This is a genomic window from Pseudoalteromonas luteoviolacea (assembly GCF_001696455.1).
Taxonomy (GTDB): domain Bacteria; phylum Pseudomonadota; class Gammaproteobacteria; order Enterobacterales; family Alteromonadaceae; genus Pseudoalteromonas; species Pseudoalteromonas luteoviolacea_C.
Genome location: NZ_MAUJ01000004.1, coordinates 73,480 through 90,064, shown reverse-complemented (window position 1 = coordinate 90,064; position 16,585 = coordinate 73,480). Strand labels below are relative to the sequence as shown.

Sequence of the window (16,585 nt, the reverse complement as noted above, 5' to 3'; positions counted from 1 at the left end):
AGCCGCTCAATGCGGCTTTTTTATTGCTCAGTTATCGATTGACAAGTACCACTCGCTCTTGCAGTTGATGCGCTTTAACCAAGGCTTCATCAGCTTCAACCAAACTCTCAGTTTGATCGCCAGAAAAGTCATCACTGACATGCACAACCCCAACACTGATGGTCACATGTGCACAAATTGGCGAGCACGGGTGAGGGATCTCTAGGGCATCTACCGCTTGATGCATTGCCGAAGCCAAGGCTAACGCCTGCTCAGCCCCTCGTTTATTGACTAAGGCGACAAACCTCACCCCGTCATAGCGCGCGACAAAACCATCGACCCGCTGTGTAATGCTTTCAAGTGCTTTGGCAACTTTCACGAGACATTCATCACCTGCACTATAGCCACATGCGTCATTAAACTCTTTGAAGTAATCGATATCGACCAACAAAATAGATAAAGAAACATGTTGATCACGACTTTGGTACCACAGTTGCGCCAACGTTTCATCTAGTGCCCTGCGATTAGGTACTTCTGTCAAGCCGTCGATATTTGCAAGCCGCTCTAATAAATCATTTTTTTGCTTGATTGCGAGGTGTATTTTAACGCGTGCTTTTACAATATTTGGGCTGAATGGTTTCACAATATAATCAACCGCCCCCAGCATTAGCCCGCGAGCTTCATCTTGATAACTGTTACTGGCTGAAATCACAATAACAGGTATTTGATAACACATAGGATCGGCTTTGAGCTGTAGCAAAAAGTCGAGACCTTCATCATCTGGCATCAAAATATCCACAATGATTAAATCGAATTTGGTTTTTAGCAAGCGTTCAAATGCCTGATCACTGCTTGAACAGCTAATCACAAGATGATCTTCACTGAGGGTGTTTTCAAGCACCACACGATTCAATGGGTCCCCGTCTAACACTAAGATATTGGCTGATTTTTGCATTTAACTTCCTTTTATCTCGAATGAAATAAACTGCTGGGCTTGACGTACTAACGAGGCTAACTCTGCGCTTCGACTGTCTTTGGACTCGGCAATTTCATTTACTTGGGCACTATCTACAGGGACGCTTTTAGCCCGCTGTCTCGCTGTTGCTTCGACATCTTTTGCACACTCAGCTAAACGTAATAATCCAATCCCCCCTGCGGCGCCTTTAATACTGTGTGCCACATCTGCAAGTTCACTATGGGTACTCGCTTGGTTAATACGATCAGTATATTCATCACACAGTTTAGCAAACTTCTCTAGCATTGCCGTAACCAATGATTGGTTCTCCATCAGTTGCTTAAATGCAAAGTCTTTATCAAATACAATGTGTTGACTACGTGCAAATGGCTTAAGCGCAGCACCTAACTCGACCGGAGAAATCGGCTTGACCAAAAACTCATTGACACCTTTGGCAAACGCTTTTTCTCGCTCATGCTCGTGGGCATTGGCAGTCAAGGCAATGATTGGTAAGGCCGTTTGGTCAAACTCTCGACGTAATAATTCAGTTGCTTGATACCCATCAATATGTGGCATATAGATGTCCATCAACACCATATCCGGTTGTAATCTGGAGCAAATGTCTACAATACCCTGCGCACTGGTTAATGCCACCACCGCTGCGCCATGTTGCTTTAACACCGTTTTAGAAATATCTAGGTTGAGCTCGTTGTCGTCTACGACGACACACAGGGCATTGGATAGACTTTGCGCTTCTTCTGACGGTGTCAGAGTGGACTCAAAAGGTGATAAACACAGAGATTGATAGAAAGCGTGAGCTGGCAATTTAAACGTCGGCAAGGGAATCGTATGATTATTGGTGTCCAAGTTATCCGGTATGACCAGCCCCTTACAGGTCGAGGTGTCTGTTTCGCTGTAGTGATCACATAGATAGGTCAATTCATCAAAACTGTCACATGCCACATAAGTAAAGGCATCTAAATGGTGTAAAGCCTCACCAAAATTTGCAAAATGTTGAATGTGATATTCATCTAAATAAGCGGGCTGATCCTGACTCGAAATCAAACAAATCGATGTTTCTCGCTGCGACGATGCACTTGGTTTTGTTTGTAACATCAGCTCCAACTCAAAGGTACTGCCACACCCTTCTTCACTACGCACTTCAATTTTACCGCCAAGCAGGCCCACCTGCTGCTTCACGATGGCTAACCCCAAACCGATCCCATCGTGTTCACGTGAATTAGACTCGTTACCTTGCGTGAAGGCATCAAACAACCTTTTTTGGTCCGCTTTTTTAATGCCCGGGCCAGTATCAAACACCGAAAATGACAGCCACTGCTCGCCTTCCTTTCCCCATTTTGACTCGACCCTCAATCCAACTTCTCCACTGGTTGTAAACTTCACCGCGTTGCCCAGTAAGTTGACCAATACTTGTTTTAAACGCGCTTCATCGCCTACAAATTCTGGCCAAACGGTTGCGCCGACTTGCAATCGTAATGCAAGATTTTTAGCGTCACTTAATGGTTGGATCAACGCACTTAAACTATTGACTAAGTTAATCGCTGAAAAAGCTTTTTGATTGAGCTTGCCGCGTCCACCTTCTAATCGAGCAAAACTTAAAATATCGCTGAGCATGGTCAGTAGTTGCTGTGCGGCACCTTCAATATGCGACAATTTTTCGATATCTTGGGCCTTTGACAAAGCGGGTTTTAAAATGCCAACCAGGCCCAATATCGCATTAAGCGGTGTGCGGATCTCATGGCTTATATTGGCAATAAAGCGACTTTTGGCTTTGTTAGCGCGCTCGGCATCAATTTTGGCTTGGGTCAATGCCGTGACATTTTGAACATGAATGACAAAATATTTAGGATTTTTTTGTTTATCCCAGACCAAAGAAATACTTAGCTGTAACCAGATGGCGAGCTCAACCTGCGCCAAACTCAGTACTTTGGCACCTTTGCGCTCCTCTAAAAGTTGCTGTAAAACACTGTTTAAGGTGTCTAACTGTTCTGTGTCAAATAAGCCACCGATATGCATTCCCACTTCTACACCGTTTAACAGTTTACGAACTGCACGGTTGAACTCGAGTACAATACACTCTGTTGAAACAAGTAATATGCCATTGGGTGCATGTTCAATGGCGGCTCTGAAATTTTGCTCAGAGGCCCGCAAGGCTGTCATCGCCTGCTGCTGCTCACTAATGTCTCGCGCAATACCCAAACTACCGATGCGCTTGCCCTGCTCATCAAACAGAGGTGAGACACTAACTAAATAAGACTTATCATCAAAGTTAAACGTTTCTGTCAGTGGAATGCTATGCACCTCCATAGCATGCTCTAGATCCAGCAAATCAAAATACTTTTGGCTCACCTCATGATGCTCTTTAGCAACTAACTCTCCTTGTGACACCCCGATAAAGCGCTCAAACGCTTGATTACACCCTATAAAGGAGCCGTCTATATTTTTGAAATAGATTAAATCGGGGACTGAGTTAAGTACCGTATTAAGCAGCGCCGCTTGGCGCTCTTTGGCTTCAAAACTCCTCGAAAGAGCTTGGCGTTGCCTTTGTACTTGCTCGTCTAGTCGAGCATTGTGTGTTTCCATTTGTGCAAACACATTTTGTCGCTGTGAAACTACCCGTTTAATCTCACTAAACCACGGCTGCCAATCTTTTGGGACTGGATAGTTTAAGGTCTGCTCTTCAACCAAGTCTTGCTTAGTAAGATAATTGACAAAGTGCCTCAGTGGACGAATGAAAATCTGCCCGTTAAGCCATGTGAACGTGAAAAATGTAAACAAGATAAATAAGACTAAAAAGCCCAATTCCACCAAGACTTCGACATAAACGCTGGCCGTAAAATCCGACTCAGATTGAGAGAACCGCAAAGTGTATGGCGCACTTTGTGTATCACCTTGAAATTCAACGCCACCACGCCAAGGCAACGCTTTTTCTTTATTATGCAGGTTGATGGGCGCGCCGTGATTGCGACTTTGTACCAATACACGCCCTTGATGGTCAACCAACGCCAAGGCGCCGCCACTAAATACTAGCTCATCGAGCAAGTCGGTCACTTTATCCGCATTGTAAATTAAAATGATATGTGATTTTCCACCGCTACTAACCGGCTGTGTGATACTGAAATATTCATTACCGAATATACGACTATGCTTGCTGTCAGGCGTTGAAATTACGCCTCTGCGAGGACTAAACCGTCCTTCAACGATGGCCGTCAATAGATGACTTTTCGCATTATCTCGGCGTTTTACAAACGCAAACCCGTACTCGTTAAAATAAGCAACGGCTTCTAACTCTGAAATCAGTGCTAATGCAGTATCAAAACTTGGCCCTAATGCCATAACGTGCAGCCAATGTTCGATGACTCGGGGGGATGCCTGATATGTACCAAGCCCAATAAGCTCTCCCCCCTGTTCGGGCAGTTGATGATAGTAGTAACCGAGTTGCTGGCGTACTTGCTGCTGGACACTGTCATCCAGGTGGTATTTGATTGGCGTGTCCAAGCCTCTTTTGATACTGCCAATAACCGTGTTTGCAGCACTCGCAGCCTGATCAACCTGTGCGAGTGCCGAAGAGAATTGCAGCTGATAAATTTCATACTGGCGTTCAAGCTTGATATTGAATAAATGAAAGCACAGCACAACCGCCAAAATTAGGGGAATAAATAGCGCAACACAAATTGAACGACGATAGGTTTTTAGCGGCAGGAATTCTGACAAAATGTCCATTAAAAGACCCGTTAATAATTATTCCTTGTTTTTTGAAAGGTTAGCGAGCCCCACTTCGATAAGCAAGTTAATCTCCATACCAGCAGTAAATTTACGACTAGCAATAAAAAGCTGCCATATCAAAGGCAGCTTTTTTGGCGTGACACTGTACAAATGATGACGAAATTCACCACCGTTAGGTTATAAATTTTCCTCGGCAAAGGAGGCTAATCTGCTTCTAACCACGCCATTTAAGTTAATCGTCGCACTGCCTTCAAAATCTTTAAAGCGCTCGACAATATAGGTAAGCCCAGAGGTCACTGGCGTCAGATAATTACTGTCAATTTGCGCCAAGTTTCCCGTGCATATCAACTTAGTGCCTTCACCGCAACGCGTGATGATAGTTTTTAGCTGAGAAGCCGTTAGATTTTGACTTTCATCCAAGATCACCACAGCATTTTGGATACTGCGCCCACGCATAAAGTTTACCGACTTAAACTGGATATTGGCCTTTTCCATGATGTAATTTCGGCTGGAGATCGGACTTTCATCGTGTTTATGTAACACTTCCAAAGTATCTGTAATGGCCGCAAGCCATGGCGCCATTTTCTCCTCTTCCGTACCGGGTAAAAACCCGATGCTTTCGGCTATTTCGGGGGTATTTCGTGTCACAATCACCTTGTCATACACCCCTTTTTCGATGATCATCTCAAGTGCACTGGCAAGCGCCAACAAAGTTTTACCGCATCCCGCTGGCCCTGTCAGTACCACCAGCTCAATATTTGGATCCAACAAAGCATCTAATGCCATGCCTTGATACACATTCTTTGGTTTCACTCCCCAAGCTTGTTGATGTAACAGTCGCTCTACGCTAATGTCTTTTAATGTCACATAAGACTCATCGTACCCCACTACCCTTGCTGCAAAGTGCTCGCTGCCATCTAACAGATACTCGTTATAAAACACTTCCGGCATGCGTGATTTAGGCACTTTGTGCAAGCTATAGCGGCCCTGTTGTTCAGTTTGACACTCCCCTACGGTGGCCCAGAAATCCCCTTCAAATTTGTTGTACCCAGAGGTGAGCAAGTTGATGTCATCAATTAACTGGTCTGTTCGGTAGTCTTCAACAAACTTCAGACCCACCCCTTTGGCTTTTAAGCGCATATTGATGTCTTTGGTGACAAGCACTACTTTTTTGTCTGCATATTGTTTTTGTAACTGCAGCGCACAGTTAATTATGCTGTGGTCATTTTCATTGCCAGGTAAGCCTGAAATACTGTCTGGATAGAGGTGATCATTGACAATAATCAGCTTGCCGCTGCTAGCGGGTTTGTTTGGATCTCTTTGTACCTTTGGTAAATCAACCCCCTCGAGCATTTGCTCTGGTGTTGCATTGGTTAACACGTCATCTAGACTCCGGATCGCTACACGTGCATCTCGACTCACATCACGCTTGCGGTCTTTAATATGGTCGAGTTCTTCTAACACTGTCATAGGGATAACTACATCGTGTTCTTGAAAGGAGAGGTAAGCGAGGGGCTCGTGAAGTAAAACGTTGGTGTCTAAAACATAAATTTTCCGGTCGAGGTCATCTTTTCCCATAGTGCATTCCTATTCGTCTGCAATTTCTATGAATGAACTTTGTGCTGCTCGCCACACAAAACAAAGCTCTAACTTAATTTTAGTCTATTTGTCACAAAAGTCGTTTTTATGACAGAAACTTCTCAAACCGATCCGCTTGCAACAGTTCCCATAGCAAATACAAAAATCACCACAGAGTACTTTTTTTACCTCGCAAGTTCGTATATTTTATCTTCAATGCACATAAACTTTGGCTATGCTTAAGAACCAATATTGCGTAATAAAAAATAATTACTGAGACGTAAAATTGTATTGTGTACAAGACGCTGTGCAAAACCACATTAAATACCTGAGGTAAGGCATATTTAATGTGCTTTTACAATCTTGAACAAGGCATTGCTTCTCGGTAACATAGCCGCCTTTTTTCTGCGAAGATGAGAAAACCATGAATTTTTCCTTAGGTCAGCGCTGGATAAGCGATACTGAATCAGATTTGGGTTTAGGGGCCATTGTCGGCTTAGAAGGTCGACAAGTAACCATTCTGTTTCCCGCCAGTGGAGAAAACCGCGTTTATTCTGTACAAGAAGCGCCGGTTACTCGCGTAGCGTTCAACCCTGGGGATGTGATCCGCAGTGTTGAAGAGTGGGAAATGCGTGTCGACAGCATTGAAGAGCAAGGAGATTTACTTTGCTATCATGGTGTTCGTCTAGATACAGAAGAAACGGTTAGCCTAAAAGAGACTTTTCTAGATCATTTTATTAAGTTCAACAAACCGCAAGACAGGCTCTTTGCCGGTCAGGTTGACCGCTTTGATCGCTACACGCTGCGCTACCAAACTTGGCAGCATCAATTTAACCGTCAACAATCTCATCTCAAGGGCTTGATTGGTCAACGTGCGAGCTTGATCCCACACCAGCTATATATCGCCGACGAGGTTGGTCAGCGCTTTGCTCCGCGAGTTTTACTGTCAGATGAAGTGGGATTGGGTAAAACCATTGAAGCCGGCATGATCCTGCATCAGCAAATCTTAACGGGTCGTGCCAACCGTGTGCTTATTGTTGTGCCAGAGAGCTTACAACACCAGTGGCTCGTTGAAATGTTACGACGCTTCAACTTACGTTTTTCTATATTTGACGAAGAACGTTGCGACGAGGCTTTCGCCGACTCTCCGAATGTATTTGAAACAGAACAGCTGGTGCTAGTGAGCCTAGAGTTTATCACCAAAAAGCGTCGCTGGTTTGAACAGGCGACACTGGCTGACTGGGATCTACTCGTGGTTGATGAAGCTCACCACCTGACGGTGGAAAAAGACAAGCCAAGCACTGAATATCAACGTATCGCAGAGCTGAGCCAAGATATACCAGGGCTTATTCTTTTGACTGCAACACCAGATCAACTCGGCCACCGCAGTCATTTCGCGCGCCTACAGTTGTTAGACCCGGACCGCTTTTATGATTACGATGCATTCGTAAACGAAGAAAGTAACTACAAGGCCATCGCAGACGCCGCTAACAAGCTGTTACAAGATGGCACGCTGGATGATACCGCAACGCAAACCATCACAGAATTACTCAAAGAAACGGATATTTCTGAGCTGTTAAGTCAAGTCCATAGCGGTGAGCAAAGTGCAAAACAAGAATTGCTAAGCATGCTGCTAGATCGCCACGGTACTGGGCGTATCTTATTCCGTAATAGCCGCAGTGGCATTGATGGCTACCCAAGCCGTAAAGTCCATGCATACCCCGTAGATATGCCAAAGCAGTACAAAACAGCCATGTCTGTATTAGGCAATATTGGGGGCATTCAAAGTGCAGAAAAGAGCGCATTACGAGCTTTGTTCCCAGAAAAAATCTTCCAAGAATTTGAAGGGGAAAGTGCCAGCTGGACTCAGTTTGATCCGCGCGTTAGCTGGTTAATCGAAAAGCTAAAAGAGCTCAAACACGAGAAGGTACTATTGATTTGTGCTGAAGCTCAAACAGCCATCAGCTTAGAGCAAACCCTGCGAGAACGCGAGGGCATACGCTCTGCGGTATTCCATGAGGGCATGTCGATTATTGAGCGTGACCGTGCAGCGGCTTACTTTGCCGATGAATACGACAGTGCTCAGGTATTGCTGTGTTCTGAGATTGGCTCTGAAGGCCGTAATTTCCAATTTTCACATCATCTTGTGTTATTTGATTTACCGTTGAATCCAGATCTATTAGAGCAGCGCATTGGTCGTTTAGACCGCATCGGTCAGCAGCATGATGTGAATATCCATGTGCCCTATTTCAGTAATACAGCACAAGAAGTATTGCTCCGATGGTATGACGAAGCCCTTGATGCGTTTGAAACCACCAGCACGACTGGCCAACTCCTGTACAAAGAATTCAGCGAAGACTTACTGGAGTTCATTGGCGCACATAATTGTGATGAAGAAGAGCTAGATCCATTACTGGAACAAGTTGCCAAACAGAACAAAGTATTGCGCGCAAAAATGGAACAAGGTCGAGACCGTTTGCTTGAACTACACTCTAGTGGCCAAGGCCGTGCAGAGCAGATTGTCAGCGAAATAGAGCAACTAGATGACGATGTTATTCTGCCGGCATTTATGATCAATGTGTTTGATACCTTTGGCGTAAACCAAGAAGATAAAGGTGAAAACACCATTATCCTCAAGCCCACAGAGCATATGCTTAACCCGTCATTCCCGTGCTTAAAGGATGATGGTATTACAGTCACATTTGACCGCTCAACCTCATTGTCTCAAGAAGATGCACAGTTTATCAGCTGGGACCACCCAATGGTTGAAGGCGTGATGGATATGATCTGTGACGATGATTTTGGCTGTGCCTCGGTGGCTCTACTGAAAAACAATAAACTGCCTGTCGGCACGTTCTTTGTTGAACTGATTTTTGTTGCCGAGACATCTGCACCTAAGTCGTTACAAATTGGTCGCTTCTTGCCACCGACACCAATCCGTGTACTCATGGATAAAGCGGGGAACAACTTAGCAGACAATGTCGCTTTTGATGCATTTAATCAGCAGCTGTCAGCCGTTGGACGTCAAACAGCGAGTAAGCTGGCAAACGCTTTACAGTCGGGGATCCACCCACTTATAGCTAAGGCAAATGAACTTGCAAACCAACAATTGGATACGTTGCAAACTCAAGCACAAAGCAATATGCAAACGCGCTTAGAAGAGGAGCAAAACCGCTTAAGTGCGCTTAAAGCTATCAACCCGAACATTCGTGATGAAGAGATTCAGGTGTTCGATAAGCAAAAAGCCCAATTGAGTGAACACATCTCAAAAGCACAAGTGAAACTAGATGCCATTCGCTTAATCGTGGTGTCTAACCAATAAGCTGCTACAAATTCATAAGGTAACGAAACACCGTTTCGTTACCTTACTTTCAAACAACGCATCCGTTTTCTCATTCCTGCCATACAAAAGTACACCCATACTTTTTTATTATTTAATTCATAACCAGCACATTGTATATCAAATCCTTTATTGCTAAGTTGAATAAGATTTATACAATCAAGGAAACGATAAATAATGAAAATAACACGAATAAACTCACTACTTCTGTGCGCTATGCTGCTGTTGAGTTCTATCTCAGCAACTGTATTCGCTAAACACCACGGTAAAATCCAAGGGCACTACTTTCTCATAGATCACGATGTTGTTAATCAGGCCTATAAGCTCACATTTAAACCAAATAAACAAGTGACGCTGTTTGGCGATCTGGAAACAACTGGCCAGTGGCAATGGACACCTGAGCAACAACTTCACATTCAGCTCGATAGGCCCCTCACTCAATATGAACAGTTGATGGCTGAAAACGAGACACATGTCTATCGGTTAACAGCTTTGACGATAAATACTCAAAACCAAGGGCAAGACACACACTACACTCAACATATTCAAATTTGGCACAAAGAAGCGCAAAAGGTACTCAGAACATACACTCAAACAAACAGTGCCAAACTGATGAAGCAACGTCAGCTTAAAAAGTGGCAAACACAACTGGTCAACAAAACTTGGGACATCGAGGTGATGGATGAGGTAACGCATGACGACGTCCCTTGGTTTAAAGCCGCCAGCACAGCCAGAGTGACTTTTAATGACGATGGCACGGGCAGCGTTCAACATTGGGATAATACTCAGAGCACGCTCACTTGGAAAGTGAGAGGAAAAAGACTCATCCTTCAATATCACAGTGGCGATAAACCGATTAAATATGTACTTAGGGTCATAGACTATATTGATGATATTGGGCTAAGTTTTGTGGCCAAACAAGTCAACAAAACAACCAAATCGGCGCGTTGGTTACACGGTCTAATGATAGAAAAACAAGATATTGTGCTGACTCATGAGCAAGTAGTAGGTCAGTGGCATGCATTTGGTCGATATCATGACTACTACCCAGATCAAATTGCAGTGGCCAATATCGCGCACACCGCCTCACAATGGTCCATCGACAATTTGGGACAACTGAACAGAGAGAAGCTCGATCACCCGGAGCTAGGTACTGTATTGCGTTGCCCTGACAATAGCTGTTATGTCAGCTGTCAGTTTTACTACGAATTACTGGCGAAAAAAGGGAATACGCTTTATGTCAATTTTTACTTCTATTCCGAATTCTACCCACAGGGCCCTTTAAAAATGCAGGGGAAAAGGATCATTAAAGTTGAAGTACGCGATCAGCTAGGGGCAAATGCCTTTTCCGACAGCTTTCTTGGCTATACCAATATGACATTAGAATCAGAAGGAGAAAGCATACCTTATTTCTTCAATATGATGCCAACCCCTGATGGCCACGCGGTATCCGAAGTCACCTCACCACAGGGAACTGGTACATTTTCTATCATTGATGGCAAACTGCACACCTTAATCAATGAACAAAAAATGGTGTACGAAATGACTCAGTTTAGACGTGATGGCATCGAAGTATGTTATTACCCTGATGGGCAAAGCTGTCTCACTGGACACTCCGCTGTGTTTAAATTTAGCCATGACGCAGGGCCTTATATAGAAGATTAATACATGCGCTTCAGGGGCGCTTTATCCCCCTGAAGCTAACGGTTAAGTGTATACCACCACGACTATCCAAGACTGTAAAACCAAACATGCGAGATTAGTGACAATAATTGCAGGCCGTTTGAAACGCATGCCGTAGAGCAACCAAAAGCTGAACACCACAACATAGCCAAATAAAAATGTCATGGATAGCGTACTGTCTCCCTGTCGCTCCATCTCACTCAATAGCTGCCCAAGCAGTGCGATTCCAGCAATAGCACCAAACAAAATACCAGCAATGTCCCAATATCGCGCATTACTAGATAAGAAATTTGACCAACTTAATTTGAGCATGTGTTCACCTTTGCTGATAAAGCCTCATTCCAGTTGTTGTAGTCTAAAATTCTGGCCACAATGTTGGGGTGCTCGACTTGGCAAAACCCTCCCACAACGACCACATCACAACCGGCAGCCAGCGCGCCTTTTACCCCAGCTATGGAATCTTCAAACACTAAACATTTACGACTGGATATACCCAGTTTATTTGCGGCTTTTTCGAATGGTTCAGGATCCGGTTTGCCACGTAGCACATCTTCGGCGGTGATCATTAAGGCAGGGACTGGCAGGTTACAATTTTGCATGCGGCTCACGGCATTTTCACGATCTGCAGAGGTCGCCAGTACCCAAGGCAATTGCAAGCGGCTTAAATGTTCAATAAATGCATTTGCACCTATAATTTCGCAGACATTGTCTGCAAATGTCGTTTCAGCCCCCTCTAAGTTTCGCGCTTCTTGATGAATATCTAAATGCGGTACGAAACGACTGATAAAATCTTCAAAACGAATGCCTCTTCCCTCTCTTAATACCATGTCCAGATCAAGATCATGCATTTTGCACCAAGGCGCGATCGCCTTAGCAATGGCTTTATCAGAATCTACCAATGTACCATCCATATCAAATATCACACCGAGATACCCAGATAGATCACAGAAATATTCCATATTACCTCCTTTTCAATATGCAAAAACATGCATAAAAGTATAAATAAATGCAAAAACAGGCTGAAACATGCAAATAATAGCCTTGCCATTCCCCAAAGATCAAGTAAAATTCGGCAAAAAAGCGCAGGAACATGCAAAGTGTTATTAGCAGAACGACACCAATTGATTTTAGAACAACTTAATATTCATGGCCGGATCACCTCTGTTGATCTCGCAAAATTTCTGGCTGTCAGCGAAGATACGATCAGACGAGATCTCAATAAATTGGGCGAAATAAAGCTACTTCGCCGCGTACATGGTGGTGCGCTTGTATTGCAAGAGAACACGCCTGACTACTTCGATCGATTAAACACACCAGATCCCTCTAAAAAGCGTTTTATACAACCCGCGCTGGCGATGCTAGAAGCAGGGCAAACAATTGTGATTGATTCCGGAGAAACTTGCCGCTACCTTGCACAAAATTTACCTGCCAATTTGCCATTAACGGTTGTCACAGGTTGCCCACTCATTGTTCAAGATTTAATGCAACATCCTCAAGTGCAAGTGATCCAATTGGGTGGCCGCATGTTCAAGCCGGCTATGCGAACAGTAGGTAATAATGCAATTGAGATGCTCAAGCAGATCCGCTTTGATTTAGTATTTATGGGTATATGCGCATTTCATGTTAAACATGGCTTTTGCGTTAACTACTTTGAAGAAGCGGAAGTGCTAAGAGCAACCATTGAGCAAGCGGATCGCACGGTATTAATGGGCCCTCACGACAAACTAGATAAAACTATGACCTATCAGATCGTGCCCGCTCAGAAGATCCATCACATCATTACTGATCAAGGACTGCGTCCTGATGTGCAATCAAGTATCACCGAGCTAGGTATAGCGCTCGAAGTGGTGTCTGATTAATAGACGTGCCAAAACTGCTTGCTTGGCCTTTTACGTATTGGCAGTTAAAATAGGCGGGTTTTGATCTACTTTGGAATAATGCAGTGCTTCTAAACTATAACCCACCACTTGATCCGTATATTGAGATTATATATCAAGACGATCACATGCTTGTGATCAACAAACCCAGTGGTTTGTTAACTGTCCCGGGCAAGGATCCAAAGCATGCAGACAGTGCCATCTCGCGAATTAATCGTGTTTATCCCAATGCCAAAATAGTACACCGATTAGATATGGCCACCTCTGGCGTGCTCTGTTTGGCAATGCACAAAGAAGCACACCGGTTTTTGAGCATTCAATTTCAAGATAGGTTAACCAAGAAGCGCTATGTAGCGAGGGTGCATGGCCAACTAGCACAGTTAAACGGTTCAGTGGATTTGCCGCTCATCTGCGATTGGCCAAATCGACCAAAACAAAAGGTTTGTCATGAGTCTGGTAAACCTTCTTTGACCCACTTTGAAGTGATTGAACATGAAGACAATGCGACACGTGTGTCCCTGACCCCCATCACAGGCCGCTCTCACCAACTGCGTGTTCATATGCTATCTCTAGGACATGTTATTTTGGGTGATAGACTGTATGCCCAAGGCGACGCGCTAGCCGCTGAAAAAAGGCTGCAGCTTCATGCTCAAATGTTACAAATTTGCCACCCGATAAGTGGCGACATGATGCACTTTGAGGCACCAGATCCTTTCTAAACCTGGTGCTCAGTCAATACTATTGATTGAACAGATCTAAAGCACTGGCCGTCATCGCTCTTACCCCAGTGCTAATAGCCAGTGGGTAATCCGGCGCAAACTTACTAGAGTGCAACGAAGGTAACGGTTCGCCACTCTTCTGCGCACGCTGATACGCCTCAGGGTTTACGCCACCTAACCAAAAAATAGTGATCGGAATATTGTCTTCTGTGCGGCCATACAGCCCAAAATCTTCTCCTGCCATCACAGGTTCAGATTTGACCACTTGAGATGCTCCCAGTTCTTTACGAATGCTGTCGCTCACTCGATTAGCGAGGGCTGGTTCGTTGTATGTCGATGGAATACTCTCTTCTTCGTGCACGTAAACAATAGGGGCATGTGAGTCTGGTAACCCCGCACTTTGCGCAATGCCTTTGGTCAGGCGTTCCAACGCGGCAATTTGTTGATCTCGAACTTCTCTATCGTAAGATCGTAAAGTCAGTTGCAATTTAACTTCATTTGAAATGATGTTGTGTTTCGATCCACCGTGAATCGATCCCACCGTGATCACAGAAGGCTTTAATGGCGAGATCTCACGGCTGGTGATCGTTTGGATCCCAAGCACAATGCGCGATGCCAGCACAACCGGATCTATTGTGGTATGTGGGTACGCACCATGGCCACCTTGACCTTTTACAATAATGTCTACAGAGTCTACATTTGCCAATGCATAACCCGGAGAGATCGCAACCTTACCCGCAGGTAATGCCGCGCTCACATGAAGGCCAAGCACATGATCAGGCTTAGCAAATTTACTAAACAACCCTTCTTTTAACATGGCTTTGGCACCTGCACCGACTTCTTCTGCCGGTTGTGCGACCATCATTAAGGTACCCTGCCATTTATCTTTATTCGCTACCAGCTGCTCGGCAGCACCGATAAAGCTTGTCATATGAATATCATGCCCACAGCCATGCATTACACCAACAGTATTATTGTTGGCGTCTTTAACTTTAACCTTAGAGGCGTAAGGCTTCCCTGTTTGTTCAACAATTGGCAACCCATCAGTATCTGCGCGGATCATCACTGTTGGGCCTTCACCATTTTTTAGCAAGCCAACGACGCCAAAGCCACCGACTCGTTCAGTCACATTAAAACCCAATTGTTTTAGCTCAGAGGCTAGCCGCGCGCCTGTTTTTTCTTCTTGCAGAGATAACTCAGGGTTTTGATGAAGGTGGAGATACAGCGCTTCAAGCGCTGGCATCGCACGCGCTACCTGTTGATCCAATGTACTCGCCAAAACGGAGCTAGCACCGCAAAGTAACGCAAGAGACGTGATTAGTGTTTTCATATATTTATTATTAGTGAGCCTATAAGTCACACCAGATTGCAAACAAAAGAACACAATTGCAACTACTTTATGAACCACTATTGGGTTTGGATCAAACTCCTCTTGATTGCTGCTTTTGATCTACCATTTTGCGCGGCCTTTGCTAAGCTTAAAATCTCTATAGGGGGATTTTCATACCGTGAAAACAATAAATATCAAAGATTTAGAACCTGGCATGTTTGTTGTGGGCGTGATCAAACAAGCGGGACATGTCAGAGTAAAAAACCAAGGTTGGGTAAGAGATGAAAAAGGGATCAAACACCTTATCCAGTCCGGTGTACTCGAAGTAGAAATTGATCCTGACAAAACCTTAAACCACACGCCGGAAGAGATCCCTGCTGTTGAAGAAGTCTCTCAACCAAGCAAAATTGACCCTTGGCACAAGTCGGTGCCCGTAGAGGCAGAGCTTGGGCAAGCCACAAAGATGTACGAACAAGCGAAGCAACTACAAGAAAAAGCTTTTACGGATATTCGTGATGGCCGAACCATTAATGTGGCAGAATTTAAAGAAACAGCATCAGGGTTTATTGATTCTGTATTTCGAAATCAAGACGCTTTGGCCTGCATTGCGCGGATCCGCGACAAAGATGGCTATCTCTTGGAGCACTCGCTCAATGTGTCTATTTTGATGAGTATTTTAGCCAAACACCTTGGCTTTGATAGAGCGCTTATTGAAGAGTTAGCGACTGGCGCTTTGCTGCATGATATCGGTAAAATCAAAATCCCCGATGATATTCTCCAAAAACCTGAGAAGCTCAGTGAAAATGAGTTTGAAATCATGCGAGAACACGCTAGGTATAGCCATGATATCGTCAAAGATAGTGGACTCGGTGAAATAGCTGCGGAAATTGCTGGGTTCCATCATGAGCGACTAGATGGCACTGGTTATCCGTATGCTAAAAAAGGCGAAGAGCTATCTCAATATGTGCGCATGATCTCCATTGTTGACGTGTATGATGCCTTAACTGCTGAGCGAGTATATAAGATAGGCATGACCCCGATTCAAGCATTTAAAAAGCTTAAAGCTGGCTGCCCACATCAATTTGACGAAGCGCTACTCAATCAATTTATCCACTGTATTGGTATGTACCCCGTCGGTACCTTGGTGAAACTTAAAAGTCACCGCGTTGGTATTGTCACTGCTAGTAACCCAGACTCACCACTGCAACCCGTCGTCAAAGTCTTTTATAATGCAAAGAATATGTTTCATGTTGAAGTAAGAGATGTCGATCTCAGTGACAAGCGTATCGATGATGAGTTAGAGGCGGCTGTCAAACCAGAAGAGTTTGGCTTAGATTTGATTAAATTCTTTCGTCATTCGATGCTACCTTAGCGAAG

Annotated in this window: 11 protein-coding genes; 5 read left to right on the top strand and 6 right to left on the bottom strand. The window is 44.4% G+C overall.

Annotated features, from left to right (window positions below):
- Window positions 1-31: 31 nt before the first annotated feature.
- From A7985_RS13395 to A7985_RS13385, 3 genes are all read right to left on the bottom strand, one after another.
- The gene (locus A7985_RS13395) at window positions 32-934 is read right to left on the bottom strand and encodes a diguanylate cyclase domain-containing protein (RefSeq protein WP_065790972.1); all 903 of its coding nucleotides are present in this window, start codon (window positions 932-934) and stop codon (window positions 32-34) included.
- Complete coding sequence (locus tag A7985_RS13390; RefSeq protein WP_065790971.1) at window positions 935-4,678, bottom strand: ATP-binding protein; 3,744 nt, start codon at window positions 4,676-4,678, stop codon at window positions 935-937.
- A gap of 180 nt (window positions 4,679-4,858) precedes the next feature.
- Complete coding sequence (locus tag A7985_RS13385; protein ID WP_065790970.1) at window positions 4,859-6,259, bottom strand: PhoH family protein; 1,401 nt, start codon at window positions 6,257-6,259, stop codon at window positions 4,859-4,861.
- Window positions 6,260-6,683: 424 nt separating this feature from the next.
- Between A7985_RS13385 and rapA the strand changes: the two genes are divergently transcribed.
- The gene (gene rapA, locus A7985_RS13380; RefSeq protein WP_065790969.1) at window positions 6,684-9,581 is read left to right on the top strand and encodes an RNA polymerase-associated protein RapA; all 2,898 of its coding nucleotides are present in this window, start codon (window positions 6,684-6,686) and stop codon (window positions 9,579-9,581) included.
- Between the two features lie 195 nt (window positions 9,582-9,776).
- Entirely contained in the window at window positions 9,777-11,264 is a 1,488-nt protein-coding gene (locus tag A7985_RS13375; RefSeq protein WP_065790968.1) for a hypothetical protein, read from the top strand.
- A gap of 42 nt (window positions 11,265-11,306) precedes the next feature.
- Here A7985_RS13375 and A7985_RS13370 read toward each other — a convergent pair whose 3' ends face one another.
- Both A7985_RS13370 and A7985_RS13365 read right to left on the bottom strand, forming a co-directional pair.
- Window positions 11,307-11,594, bottom strand: coding sequence for a hypothetical protein (locus A7985_RS13370; RefSeq protein ID WP_065790967.1), 288 nt, complete (start codon window positions 11,592-11,594; stop codon window positions 11,307-11,309).
- Complete coding sequence (locus A7985_RS13365) at window positions 11,582-12,241, bottom strand: HAD-IA family hydrolase (RefSeq protein ID WP_065790966.1); 660 nt, start codon at window positions 12,239-12,241, stop codon at window positions 11,582-11,584. The genes A7985_RS13370 and A7985_RS13365 overlap by 13 nt, the downstream gene beginning before the upstream one ends.
- A gap of 138 nt (window positions 12,242-12,379) precedes the next feature.
- On the opposite strand from A7985_RS13365, the gene A7985_RS13360 reads away from it, so the two are divergent.
- Together A7985_RS13360 and rluA are read left to right on the top strand one after the other, a co-directional pair.
- A complete protein-coding gene (locus A7985_RS13360) occupies window positions 12,380-13,141 on the top strand; it encodes a DeoR/GlpR family DNA-binding transcription regulator (RefSeq protein ID WP_065791266.1) in 762 nt (253 codons plus the stop codon).
- Window positions 13,142-13,224: 83 nt separating this feature from the next.
- A complete protein-coding gene (rluA, locus tag A7985_RS13355; protein WP_065790965.1) occupies window positions 13,225-13,878 on the top strand; it encodes a bifunctional tRNA pseudouridine(32) synthase/23S rRNA pseudouridine(746) synthase RluA in 654 nt (217 codons plus the stop codon).
- 19 nt (window positions 13,879-13,897) lie between these two features.
- Here rluA and A7985_RS13350 read toward each other — a convergent pair whose 3' ends face one another.
- Window positions 13,898-15,208, bottom strand: coding sequence for an amidohydrolase (locus A7985_RS13350; RefSeq protein ID WP_065791265.1), 1,311 nt, complete (start codon window positions 15,206-15,208; stop codon window positions 13,898-13,900).
- Window positions 15,209-15,386: 178 nt separating this feature from the next.
- Here A7985_RS13350 and A7985_RS13345 point away from each other — a divergent pair, with 178 nt between their 5' ends.
- Window positions 15,387-16,580, top strand: coding sequence for an HD-GYP domain-containing protein (locus A7985_RS13345; protein ID WP_081310568.1), 1,194 nt, complete (start codon window positions 15,387-15,389; stop codon window positions 16,578-16,580).
- Window positions 16,581-16,585 lie beyond the last annotated feature (5 nt).